Raw genomic sequence first — 12439 nt, forward strand, 5'->3', positions numbered from 1 at the left:
TAACGAATTCCCTAGATGCTTACCAAGCGTTCATCACATTGAGAACCTGTGGCTTAGAGTGCTCCAGCTGGTAGCCAAACTGTGCCCAGTTGTGCAGACCCTGCATTGGGTAGTTGGAAGTCACGCGCAGACCAGTTGCACGAGCCTTTGCCTCCCAGATACGGGTGGTAGCGCCAGCGAACATCTCCAAAACGGCGCCAGACAGCTGATGCTGCGGCAAGTAACCTGCATCGCCTGCACCTGGGATACCGGAAGCTGCAGAGATGTAGATGTCAGTGTTGCGCAGACCGCCCATGACGCGGAACGGATCGTTCTCGAAACGGCGCGGGCTAACCAGAGAACCGTACATTGCGTTGATGTTGAATCCGCCGGCGTCGAGAAGCGCGAGGCGCATAAAGGTCTGCGCACCCGGCAAGGTGGTGGTCAGGTAGCCGGAGTAGGACAGAACCTGGCGGAACTGGTCTGGGTGCTTACCGGCCAGGGTGATGGCTGCGGTGCCGCCCATGGACAGACCAGCGATAGAGTTGTTGTTACGAGCAACGCCGAAGTTGCGCTCCAGGTAGCCAGGCAGCTCGGAGGTCAGGAAGGTTTCCCACTTGTAGTTGATCGGGGAAACAGCGTTGTAGGTAGCCGGGCCCTCCCAGTCAGCGTAGAAGGAGGCCTCTCCGCCAACCGGCATTACGAGGGTGATGTTGTGCGGCTCGTAGGTGCGGGCAGCATTTACGTCGTTGATCCAAGCGTTGGTGCGGTTCGTCGCGCGCAGGCCATCCAGCAAGTACAGACCAGCGTTGCCGCCGTTCTTAGCCGGCTGAATCTGCACCGGAATGTTGCGGCCCATTGCTGGGGACCAAACGTCACAGCGCTGCACCCACCAACCGACGGCATCCCAGTCACAGGTGCCCGTGGCATCAGCACGCAAAAAGTCGCGGTTTGCAGCGGACGCTTCCTGGCTACCGGCGGCAACAGCGAGTCCAAGCGCAACCGCAACGGTCATTACGGCTGTGAGAACACGCGCCTTGAGACCCGAGCTCAGTGAAGTCATGTCTCTCCTTTATGTACTTCTCAACAAGAGCTAGATAGAAAAATTTAGTGCTACTGACACATATCGTCGCCACATCTGGAAACGTTAACGTCACAGAAATATAACGAGGAATCTCTAGCAGCTTAACCCACTTAGCCAGCAAAGTCCCATCCAGAACCACGTTCGCTGAGTAGGCGCAGGGCAGTTTAGGGAAGCTGCCACGCCGTAACGGAGATTAAACCCCTATCATTTCCCAAGGTAATCGCCAGGATCTTCGGAAAAAGTCAGGGTGCGGCCGTCGGTTAGCGCGAATTTGATGTTTTCGAAAAATCTCTTCGCATCAAGCGGATCTTTGTAGGTGGCAAACAGCTTCTGGAAGTCCTCAGTCTGCAAGGCTTTGCGCGCCTTCCGGGTTTCTTCCTTGTCGTACCAGGATGGCAGCTCGTCAATGTCCACCGCGGTCTGCGCCGCCTGCCAATATGTCGGCAGGCTCTTGTCGTGACCGATGCGGCCGTCGGCGATGCGTGGTTGGCGGGCGGCGAGCGGCGTCGCCAAGCCGATGTCATCGAGCACGCGCACCTCGAGCGGTGCGTTCATAGAAGTCATGCCCATGTTGATGAAGTAGACCGTGGGTAATTCATCAATGCTGGGGTCTCGTTCGATGCCCATCCAGCCATAGGCATTCTCCTCACCCTTCTTGGCATAAAGAACGGCAAGGGCGTCGCCGGCTTCGAGCTCATCCATGCCCTCTTGGTAGTGCTCAATAAAGCGCATGTGGTCGAAGTCTTCCACCGAGCGCGGCGGGTGGCCGGTTTGGTGCTTGGTGGCATGCGTCCAGAACTCACGCTCGTCGACGATGTTGAGCGGGCGAGAAAAATCATCCCAGTCAACGGAATGCCCACGCAGAACAATCACGCATGCCCAGATTGCACAGATGGAGGTGGTGACAGCGCCAAGGATGGAGCGCAGTGGAAGGACGAAGACGGGCAGCAGCAGCGCGAAGAGCGGCAGCAAAAGCATTCGGCCGTGCATGAAGTCACCGCCGACGCGCAGGACATAAATCAGATGCAAAAGACCGGCCGCGAGCAAAAGGTAGGCTGCGGTGGCCGGAGTACGAAACCCACTGGGACGCAGTTCACGACGCAGGCTCCACAGCGCCCACGCGGCGAGGACAATGAGCGGTAAGTAGAGCGCATACGGCAGAGCGAAGTCGCCCAAATAGTTAAAACCGTGGCTCCACGCTGCGCCGGATGCGGACTTCGCCACCGCAGTGTGCGGGGTAAGTAGGCCGTAGTAGCCCATGCGGAAAATCTGGTAGCCCAGTGGCAATGGCAGCGCCGCAGCGAGAATGCCGAGCCATGCTTTCCAATTACGGTGGGCAGCCAGCAGCAGCACACCAACCAGCCCGCCATAGAGAGCGAGCTCCGGGCGCACGAGCCAGGACAGACCAGCCCAGACAGCCAGCCAATATGGCATGGAGTCGCTGGCATTCGCCGCATGCTTATCGACGCCCCGAGCCCACTTCAGCAGCATCCACCACAGCACAGCCAGATAGAAGATGGCTAGGCCCCATTCGAGGCCGGAGGTGAAAAAGTCGCGAGCTGGTGGCAACGCGAGGTAGACCAGTGCGCCGGCAGGAGCGACGAGGGTTGCGCTCTTGCCCCGCGAAACAAGACCAGCGGTGGCAAATGTGCCGAGCGCCATCGCACAGACAGAAAGGAAAAGCCCTAAGTAGATGGCAATGCCTGCGAGGTCGGCGCTAGTGATCCAGCGCAGCAGCAGGATCAGGTACTGCCAGAGCGTGGAGGTGTTAGCCTCGACGCGCTCGCCCATGTTGAACACGGGGCCATTTCCGGCTTCGAGGTTGCGTACGGTGCGCAGGACGATGAGGCCGTCGTCGGAAATCCAGCGGCGGACAAAGCCTCCCCAAAAAGAAAAAACACTAATAACAATCACCGATGCCACGGCACTGAGCCGGACCAGATTCTTGTTATTAGTGTTATTCACGGGGTAAAAGTTTAACATTACCCATCTTATTTGGTTATATTCCTGGCTTTGTGCTGCCAGAATACATTCCTTATGGTGTCATATTCCGTTCCTGTAGAGCGCTCTGCCCCTGTAGAGAACCCTGTTCTCTACAGCATCGGCATGATGTAGACCGCCATAGCGATGCAGGCCAGCCACGCGAGCGCAAGGACTTGCAGTGCTCGGTCTTCCAGGGCGATTTCGTCGGGAGCGCCGCCATTGCCGCGGTCGACGTCAGCGGCATAGCGCAGCACAGCGATGGTAAACGGGACCATCGAAACCTGGTACCAGACGCCAGCTGGGCCATCGGCGGCGTTGGAAAGCTGGAAGCCCCACAGCGAGTAGGACATGACCAAAGCGGTAGCCGCAAGGGTCCAGACGAAGCGGAGGTAGGTCGGCGTGTAGCCCTCGAGGGACTTGCGAATCTTGGCGCCGGTGCGCTCCGCAAGAAGAATCTCGGAATAGCGCTTACCGGAAGCCATAAACAGCGAGCCGAATGCCGCAACCAACAGGAACCACTGCGACAAGACGATGCCCGCGGCAACGCCACCGGCCATTGTGCGCAGCATGAAGCCAGAGGAAACCAGCGCGATGTCGATAACCGGCATGTGCTTCCAGCCAAAGCAGTAGCCCAGCTGCAAAGCGATGTACACAGCCATCACGATTGCCAGCTGTGGGCCAGCGGTGGCCAGGAAGGACAAAGCAATGGAGCCAACGATGAGCACTGCCGCCATGGCGTAGGCCAGGCCAACCGGTAGGACGCCGGCGGCAATCGGGCGGAAACGCTTGGTCGGGTGCGCGCGGTCAGCTTCGACGTCGCGTGCGTCATTGATGAGGTAAATCGAGGACGCGCCCATGCAGAAGACGATGAAGGCAAGGAGGACGTCGAGAAGCACGCGCGAATGGAACAGTGCGTCCGCACCCGCTGCTGCTGGAGCAGCGAGGACGAGGACATTTTTGACCCACTGCTTTGGGCGGAGGGCCTTTACCATTCCGTCGGCGAGGTTCTTCGGCGGCTTACGCTTGCGGCCAGTGTCGATGCCTGAAGTATGCGGTTCAGAGTGGAACACGCGCTGCGTACCGTCGTCGTGGTGGGAATCGCTCACGCGGTCTTCCTTTCGTAGCGGGTTAATGCCTCTGCGGTGACTGCGCCGATCGCAGCTCCAACCGCGGTATCCGTTGGATAATGCACTCCGAGCACCATACGCGAAGCCATCATCACGGGCACGCCGACAAGCGGCGCTGGGGTGGACAAAAGATGCGCGACGGCGACGAGGAACGCGGTTGTCGACGTCGAGTGGGAAGAAGGAAACGACAGCTTAGACGGCGTTGCCACGCCCACACGCACGTACGGGTAATCGGGACGCTTGCGGCGAACGATGCGCTTTAACACAACGCTGGCCGCATGGGCGGTAAAAGCACTCGCGCCGACGTATGCCCACTGGCGAGCCTTCGCTTTGTCCGCGCGATTGACCACGTACATGAGAGCGGAAGTTCCCATCCAGCCCAGGGCATGCTCACCCAAGTGGCTAAGGCCGCGGGCGGCAGGTACAACTCCAGGGACGTCGAAAGCTGCGTTCTGGATGCTTTCCAGAACGTGTGATTCCGCTACAGAAAGCTTACTGGGCATCGAATACCTTCTTCCAGGATTCGCGGGAGGTCAGCTCCGGCATCGCGGCGCGATACTGCGCCTTCAGATCGTCGAAGTTCTCCTCGATCTCCTTGAGCAGGCCGCGGGTCTGCTTGACGAGGTCGGTGGCCAGATCGCGGTCGCGTTTGCGGAAGGCCACGCCGGTGCCACCTGCGGTGGAAACTGTTGCGGAGTCCACGCGGGACAGGGTGAACCAGCGCGCTTCGTCTGGGGTGAGGTTGAGCTGCGGCGCCTCGTGGTGCGCGCGGTCTTCCTTGGTGACCAGGTGCTTTGCGGACTTCAGCAGCCATGGCAGCTTCTTGACCTTGCCGAGGCGGCCGCCGATGTTGCGGGTCGGTACGCCCGGCGCGCCGGTCGGAGCTGGCAGTTGGTCGGCAGACTCGATGATGACGGCATCGGAGTAGTTCTTGCGGATTTCCGCGATGCGCGGCAGGGAGGATTCCAGGATGTCGAAGAGGTGATCTGGGCCGGCCAAGAAGTCCTTCATAGCTTCCAGCTGGATAGCCATGGTGGAGTATTCCATGCACATCGTGTGCTTGAGGGTGGACTTGAAGATGGACTTCGTAATGCCCTTGACGTCGCCGTCGTGGTACATCGCAGCGACGATGAGACGGTTGCGCAGGTGGAAGTACGCCTGCCAATCGATGGCGTCGTCCTTGTCCGCCCACGCCATGTGCCAGATGGCAGCGCCTGGCCAAGTCACGGTTGGGAAGCCGTTAGCGGCTGCGCGCAGGGAGTACTCGGTGTCATCCCACTTAATAAACAGCGGCAGCGGCTGGCCGTTGGTCTCAGCTACGACGCGCGGGAAGAGGCACATCCACCAGCCATTGTATTCGACATCGACGCGGCGGTGCAAAGCGCGGGAGTCGTACTTGCGTGGGTCGAGGTGCGACTGGGCGTCGCCAATAGCGCGCAATGGGTACTTGGCGAAGTCGTGGTCGTAGACCGCGTGCGGCGCCCCGCCCCACATGAAGTCGTGCTTGTTGACCTGCTCGCCGGTGGTGCGCAGCTGGGAGCGCTCCTGCAGGTTCAGCATCTGTCCGCCAACGATGATCGGCTTTGCGGCGTATCGCGCGGCCTGAACTGCGCGCAGGATGGAGTCAGGCTCGATGGCGATGTCATCATCCATGTAGAGGATGAACGGGGAATCGGTGTTCTCCAACGCCTCGTACATGATGCGGGAGTAGCCGCCGGATCCGCCCAGGTTGCCCTGACGGAACTCGCGGAAACGCGGGCCGAAGTGCTCGACGGCCTGCTCGTAGCCTGGCTCGTCTGCTGGGTGCTGGTTGCCCTGGTCCGGCATAAGGACGTAGTCGATGATGCCGTCAACCACTGGGTCCTCGGCGAGAGCCTGCAGCGCTGCGACGGCGTCGGTTGGGCGGTTGAAGGTAGGAATGCCCACGGCAACGCGCTTTTCCGAAGCCGGCAGTTCGGTGCCATCGGGCAGGATCTGTGCCTGTGGGGCATGCGGTGCGCACCATGCCGCATTAGAAAGGACGGTTTCCTTCTCTGCGGTGATGTCGAACCACAGCCAGCCGCCGTCTTCGAAGTTCTTCAGCGGCAGTTCGAAGTCATGGTGACCGCTGCCGACCAGGTGGTTGGCCACGGAGATGCGCTGACCGTCCTGCTTGGAGCGGTAAATGGACACGTTGGCTTGGCCTTCGAGCTCGAGGGAGAGCACGATGGACTTCAGCTGGGACCAGCGGCGCCAGTAGGAAGCAGGGAAAGCGTTGAAGTAGGTCTCGAAAGAAGCCTCTTCACCCGCTGGAATCGTCACCGCAGTGCGGTTGGTCCAGCTCAGGCGCTCGCGGTTTTGCTCGGACTCGATGAGATAGAGCATCCGGACGTCAAAAGGCTCGCCGCGCTTGGGCAGCAAGATTCGCTGAACAGGTTCGAAAACGCGGGTTTCGCTGCCAGCGGCGCTGGCGGAGGGATTGTTGGCAGTCACGATTACTTCGATTCTCCAAACGGTTTTATGACAATATTCAGTCAAACAGCCTAGTGGTTTGTGGCCGATAACCTCGCTCCCACACGGATTCAGGGCTGCAGTGACGCATATTTAACACAACCCGGCCGTGAGCACTACGATTAATCCGAGCCTAAAGAGCCATAAATGCGCTCGCATTCTCTATCTCTTTAAGAGCGGACTCTATTTATCTAATGAAATATCTTTTCCAGCTACTTGCCGTAGCTTTCTTGCTGGTGACGCTGCCAGCAACGGCACACGCCGCTACGCCCACGGTGGAGATTTTTGATGAAGGTAATCTGCTTTCGCCCTCGGATGAATCAGCTCTGCGCCAGGAATCGGAGGCACTCGACCTACCTCCTGAGGTAAGCCGGATTCTGTACTTCACCTATGAGCACAACCACAAGGATGTATCGACTGATGCATTGGAATACCTGCGAGACAACGCCCGCGGCCTGCTGAACACGGATGGACGCAGCCTTAGGGAAGGAACGCTGCTCATCGGCGTTGGTTTGGATCCAATGTCATCGACTGCCCGTTGCAGTAATGATGTGTGCGAGGCGATTTCCATCGAGAAGCCGGGGCGCCTGGACGGTATTCTGGACCAGATGGAAGCGCCGGTGCGCGGCGGCAACTACACCGTCGGCCTGCTTTTAGCGGCCAAGGCTGCGGGCGATCCCTCTATCTCCCGCGAATCGACCACGGGGCTTCCGGGCTGGAGCATCTTCATCGCGATATCAGTGCTGGCGGTCACGATGCTCGTGGCTTCATTTCTGTATTCGCGCAGGGTAACCGCCCGTCGACTCCTCGAACAGCTGGATTTCAACCGTGGTACCCTCCCGGCTGCCACAAAGTTCATCATCGAGGGCGACAAAATCGTCGCGGGACTTAATACCCCGCTGATTAACGAAGCCTTCAAGGCTCAATGGGAACAGATCAAGGCTGACTATCGCCGGGTAAAGCCGAATATTGTGGCACTGGATTCGATGGATCCTTCGGCTAGCACTTCCCTACTTTTCCAACACAGCAGGTCGATTACGCAGGGTTACCGCCAGTTGCGCCGACTCAGCACTGCGAAGGCGCAGCTGGATGATCTCCAGCGCATGGCTAAGGGCGAAAAACTCACGCGGTCAACTGAGTTGGCATGGTTGAAAGCAGATATGCAGAAAGCTTCTGCAGTGGCAAAAAGCGGAGACCTTCCGGCGACGAGCGCGATCAGCGCCCTTCTCGAGCGCATTGAGATCTTGGAAAAGGATCTTTCTCGCGCGGATTTCTCGGCGCAGTTCGCGCGCCTTCTCGCCGACTACCGGCCCATCATCGGCGCGCTGCCCGAGCGGCTTTATGCCCACGGCGAACTCAATCAACAGCGCTCAGTTCCGCCGCAACTAGGCGAGCAGGATTGGCATCCAGGCATGGGCACGCACTACATGCCCTATAACTACGCCGAGTTCTGGGTAGCCAACAGCGCTATTGATGAAAAACTGCCGCCAGCCTATCGCTTCTAGTTGTGAGATTAGGCTTTGACAGGGGCCTTATCGCCCGCTGGCTCGATGCCCAGCTTGCCCAACATATAAAGCACGCGTGCGCCGAGGTCGTCGATAAGTTCGCGCTCTTCCTCTGGCGTATTGGCCGCAGCGATATCCCAAATCTTGATGTCCTTGCCAGCTTCGTCGCGCGGGATGTCGCGGCCTAGGTATACGATGAAGTCAGGCATGCTGACCATGCGGTTGTTGGGGTCAACCTCGGTGTGAAAATGGGCGGCGTCGACAAACAAGGCGTCACCGGCCTGTTCCTTGGTCAATTCAACAACCTTCTCCGCAAGGGCGTGGTTGGTGCCAGCAGAGAAACGAACATGGATGCGGTGCCCGCCGAAGTATTCTTTTACCTCACGTTCAACCAGAACAGGGATGAATTCTTCGACCGTTGCACCGGCAGTATGGCGCGCGATTGCCGCGTCTACCTCGGCGTCGATTTCAGCGGCAGCGTGAGTGTTGCCGTACAGGTCGTGGAGGTCCTGGCGCAGGGTCGCGAGGCGGTGATCATTGAGATGCGTCATGGTACTCACCCAATTACTTTCTGTTCTCTGTTTGTTAACCTAGTGTTAACTTTACGGAGTTTCACCCCCGCATTCAACACCGACCCGCGGCACACGTAAACCGGCAAAGCGCCGGCGTACAGATACAAAAAGCCCGCCGAAGAAGATTCAAAGCTCCTCGTCGGCGGGGATTTAAGCAGGCAAGCTGTTTTAGTGGCCGCGCTCCTGTTCAAGCGCCTTGCCTTCATTCCAGAACGGGGCCAGCTTGTTGTCGAACATGCTCAGCGCAGAAGCGATCGCCATGTGCATGCCATCGCCGAACTCATCCGCCCGTCCAAAGCGATTGTCAAGGACAAGCAATCGCGGTGAACAATTCACCCCGCCACTAGGCAATGACGAGCTCACCTTCTTCGACGCGGTGTCGACAAACGAATCCGCAACCGAGCTCATGGACGAAGTTCTTGCTGAAATCGCACGCCAGCTCGTTTCCATGCTGCGTCGCGATGCAAAGACCGACTGAACAGTACGCGATGACGTACGTGCGAAACTACGCCGCTCGGTCCGCAGGTTGCTTCGCGACTACAAGTATCCACCGGACAAGGCACCGGAGGCCATCAAGCTCGTGCTTGAACAGATGGAGAAATTCGCGCCGAGGTATTCAGCGGCGGCGCACGAACAAGGTGACGTTGAACGCCGTGGTTAGCCCTGCAGCCGATAGCGCTGCTTCGGGCTCTTCAGCGGCTCAGTGCGCACGATGACGCCTTCCTCAACAAGTTCGTTAATGGTCCTGCGCACGCCGTTGAGGGACAGCCCTGCAGCCGCTGCCAATTCGCGGCTGGACGCTGTCCTGTGTTCGCGCAGATAGTCGAGCACGCGCCCGCGGGTTCCGCCACCCAACGCCGCGGTGCGCTCCGGGGTAGTCGGATTTCGCCGCGCAAAGGTGAGCTCAAATTCGGTTAATGAATCCCGTGGTACCGGCGGCGGCAGCAGCTGCCGCTCCAGTTGGTCGAGAATCTCGATATATCCGGTACCACGATTTTCCGCAATGTACCCGTCTCCGTCACCGGCAGGAGTCACCTCCAGCAACGCAGACAAATGCTGATTGCGCGCGCTAGACATACCCGCAGTGCCCAATCGATCAACGGTGACCGTTCCATAAAGACCACCGGGGTTAAGGATCTCCAGCCGGTCGACATACAGGTTCACTTGTACCTGCGTGCCCCGCGCCTGCGGCGAATAATCACGGTGCATAAGCGCATTAGCGACTGCCTCACGCACAGCCTCCGGAGGGTAGTCCGGCAAGTCCTTACGGAAGACTCCCTCGATTACGCCTCCGACGCGCATATTGCGTCGGACTGCCCGCACGGCATCCGCGACCAGCACCGGAATGGGCCCCACCAGACTTTCGTTGTCGAGGAAGCGCTGCTTGCCTATTCCGGCCGATTTATCGGTGCCGGGATATGCTGCAAAGGTCACGTTGAGCCGCGGGAAAAACTGTTGCGGGTAAGTGCCCGCTGCCATAAGTCCGCCCAGAGTTGGCACTAGTTTTCCGTTGTCATTCCGGGTAATCAGGTGGAGCGCTAACATCGCCTCTTCATCGCTCAACCGTCCAAAAATGCGTTCATGGATGGAGCACTCGCGGGCCAAGATCTCGGCCACAATGTCAGGATCCAGATCGTCGATGTCAGCAGCCGGAACCGGCTCCAGATCCCATTCCGGCTGGGTCTTGTTTTCCTCCAGCCTGTCGATCTCGTATGGCTTTAGTACGCGGTCCCCATCATGGACCCGGATATAGCTGCCGTGATACTTCGACTGAGAAACGACCCAGCAAGGCTTCTCAAAAGGAGCACATTCGGGAATGGTGCCAACGACAATGCTCGCGCCCTCCCACTCAACAATGTCGATCTGGGCGCGAACCGACGGGGTCACGAGGTCTGCACATGCGCCAGCCAGGGCATCCGCCATGGCGGTAGCATCAAAGCCTGGTACCGGAACGAACCCGTTGTCTTCATCCAGCCCCAAGATGATGATTCCACCGGTTCCGTTAGCAAAGGCAGAGATAGAGCGAACAAGCTTCTTGGGAAAACCTCCCGCAGCTGCCTTGACCTCTACGGCGCGCGTATCGGTGCCCTGAGATCGCAGGCTCCCAATGATCTCGGCGATCTCCGCCTGGTCATCGTCCCAGACCACAATCACTCACCCCTATCAGCGCTCAACGCTCCTGAACACCCTCAAACACTACACACAACACTACACACACTGTGGTGTGTTGTGTAGTGTTCGCACGTGTTCCTCGTCCAAAATCCTCAAAGTAAGGGTTGATTTCGCAGGTCAATCATAGCTTTCCCGGCCTGCGCAACACTACATACAACACTCCACCCAACACTCCACAGTGTGGAGTGTTGGGTGGAGTGTTGAGTGTTAAGTGTTATGTTGACGGAGTTCGGCTTAGTGGCCGCGCTCCTGTTCGAGGGCCTTGCCCTCGTTCCAGAACGGGGCCAGCTTGTTGTCGAACATGCTCAGCGCGGAGGCAATGGCCATGTGCATGTCGAGGTACTGGTAGGTACCCAGGCGGCCGCCGAAAAGAACGTTGTTCTCGCGTGCCTCGGCGGCAGCGCGGCATCGATAAGCCTCGAGCTTGGTGCGGTCCTCTGGAGTGTTGATTGGGTAGTACGGCTCGTCGCCAGACTCGGCGAAGCGCGAGTATTCCTTCATGATGACAGTCTTATCTTTCGGGTACTTATCCTGCCGTTCTGGGTGGAAGTGGCGGAACTCGTGGATGCGGGTGTAGTCAACGTCAGCATCGTTATAGTTCATCACCGGGGCGCCCTGGAAGTCGCCGGTCGGCAAGACCTCAAGTTCAAAGTCCAGGGTGCGCCAGCCCAACTCACCCTCAGAGAAGTCGAAGTAGCGATCCAACGGGCCGGTGTAAACAACCGGCGCATCCGGATTCTCTTCGCGAACTTGTTCGCGAACCTCGAACCAATCGGTGTCCAGCTGGACGTCGATAAGCTCGTGCTTCGCCATGTTCTCCAGCCATGCCGCGTAACCGTCTACCGGCAGGCCCTCGTAAGTGTCGTTGAAGTAGCGGTTGTTGAAGGTGTAGCGAACCGGCAGACGGGTGATGTTGCCCGCCGGCAGCTCCTTCGGGTCGGTCTGCCACTGCTTTGCGGTGTAATCGCGGATGAATGCTTCGTAGAGCGGACGACCAATAAGAGCGATGGCCTTCTCTTCCAGGTTCTGCGCCTCATCAACGTCGAACTCGCCGGCCTGATCCTTGATGAGCTGGCGTGCCTCATCCGGCGAGTAGTACTTGCCGAAGAACTGATTGATAAGGCCCAGACCCATTGGGAACTGATACGCGGTGCCGTTGTGCATGGCAAAGACGCGGTGCTGATAGTCGGTGAAATCAGTGAACTGATTGACGTAGTTCCACACGCGCTCGTTAGAGGTGTGGAACAGGTGCGCTCCGTACTTGTGCACCTCGATGCCGGTCTCCGGCTCCGCCTCGGAGTAGGCGTTGCCGCCCAGGTGGTTACGGCGCTCGACAATGAGCACCTTCTTGCCCATTTGAGAGGCCGCACGTTCTGCAACGGTCAGGCCGAAGAATCCGGATCCAACAACGATGAGGTCATAAGAAGTCATGTACCCCACCTTATTGGAGATCGCCCTTGTCGCCGGGGATGACACCCACAAAGAACTTCATCAAGAATGCACTTTTGACGCGTGTCGGAACAGAAT

At 58.6% G+C, this 12439-nt stretch carries 9 protein-coding genes and 1 pseudogene; 2 read left to right on the forward strand and 8 right to left on the reverse strand.

Annotation, left to right across the window (positions count from 1 at the left end; genetic code table 11):
- Positions 1-19 precede the first annotated feature (19 nt).
- The 5 genes from HMPREF2888_RS07335 to HMPREF2888_RS07355 all read right to left on the reverse strand — a co-directional run bounded on the left by HMPREF2888_RS07335 (position 20) and on the right by HMPREF2888_RS07355 (position 6645).
- Complete coding sequence (locus tag HMPREF2888_RS07335) at positions 20-1042, reverse strand: alpha/beta hydrolase (RefSeq protein WP_061925041.1); 1023 nt, start codon at positions 1040-1042, stop codon at positions 20-22.
- A 225-nt stretch (positions 1043-1267) separates the two neighbouring features.
- Entirely contained in the window at positions 1268-3046 is a 1779-nt protein-coding gene (zomB, locus tag HMPREF2888_RS07340; RefSeq protein WP_061925044.1) for an arabinofuranosyltransferase AftB family protein, read from the reverse strand.
- A gap of 110 nt (positions 3047-3156) precedes the next feature.
- Positions 3157-4152 carry a decaprenyl-phosphate phosphoribosyltransferase gene (locus HMPREF2888_RS07345; protein ID WP_061925046.1) on the reverse strand — a complete coding sequence of 332 codons (996 nt, stop codon included), beginning with the start codon at positions 4150-4152 and terminating at the stop codon, positions 3157-3159.
- The gene (locus HMPREF2888_RS07350; RefSeq protein WP_061925049.1) at positions 4149-4676 is read right to left on the reverse strand and encodes a phosphatase PAP2 family protein; all 528 of its coding nucleotides are present in this window, start codon (positions 4674-4676) and stop codon (positions 4149-4151) included. Before HMPREF2888_RS07350 ends, HMPREF2888_RS07345 begins: the two co-directional genes overlap by 4 nt.
- On the reverse strand, positions 4666-6645 hold the full coding sequence (locus HMPREF2888_RS07355) for a glycosyltransferase (RefSeq protein WP_061925052.1): 1980 nt from the start codon (positions 6643-6645) through the stop codon (positions 4666-4668). The genes HMPREF2888_RS07350 and HMPREF2888_RS07355 overlap by 11 nt, the downstream gene beginning before the upstream one ends.
- 212 nt (positions 6646-6857) lie before the next feature.
- On the opposite strand from HMPREF2888_RS07355, the gene HMPREF2888_RS07360 reads away from it, so the two are divergent.
- Complete coding sequence (locus HMPREF2888_RS07360; RefSeq protein WP_070455320.1) at positions 6858-8168, forward strand: hypothetical protein; 1311 nt, start codon at positions 6858-6860, stop codon at positions 8166-8168.
- Between the two features lie 8 nt (positions 8169-8176).
- Here HMPREF2888_RS07360 and HMPREF2888_RS12990 read toward each other — a convergent pair whose 3' ends face one another.
- Positions 8177-8719 (reverse strand): three-helix bundle dimerization domain-containing protein, encoded by a 543-nt coding sequence (locus HMPREF2888_RS12990; protein WP_061925057.1) that lies wholly within the window; start codon positions 8717-8719, stop codon positions 8177-8179.
- Positions 8720-9010: 291 nt separating this feature from the next.
- Between HMPREF2888_RS12990 and HMPREF2888_RS12515 the strand changes: the two are divergent.
- A pseudogene (locus HMPREF2888_RS12515) lies at positions 9011-9401 on the forward strand (type I restriction enzyme endonuclease domain-containing protein); the annotation flags it as partial.
- Here HMPREF2888_RS12515 and HMPREF2888_RS07370 read toward each other — a convergent pair.
- Together HMPREF2888_RS07370 and glf are read right to left on the reverse strand one after the other, a co-directional pair.
- A complete protein-coding gene (locus HMPREF2888_RS07370) occupies positions 9398-10894 on the reverse strand; it encodes an ATP-binding protein (RefSeq protein WP_246815048.1) in 1497 nt (498 codons plus the stop codon). The pseudogene HMPREF2888_RS12515 and the gene HMPREF2888_RS07370 sit on opposite strands and share 4 nt — an antisense overlap.
- Positions 10895-11146: 252 nt before the next feature.
- The gene (gene glf, locus HMPREF2888_RS07375; protein ID WP_070455318.1) at positions 11147-12343 is read right to left on the reverse strand and encodes a UDP-galactopyranose mutase; all 1197 of its coding nucleotides are present in this window, start codon (positions 12341-12343) and stop codon (positions 11147-11149) included.
- Between the last annotated feature and the right edge of the window lie 96 nt (positions 12344-12439).

Origin of the sequence: Corynebacterium sp. HMSC077D03, assembly GCF_001808545.1 — a bacterium.
Taxonomy (GTDB): domain Bacteria; phylum Actinomycetota; class Actinomycetes; order Mycobacteriales; family Mycobacteriaceae; genus Corynebacterium; species Corynebacterium simulans.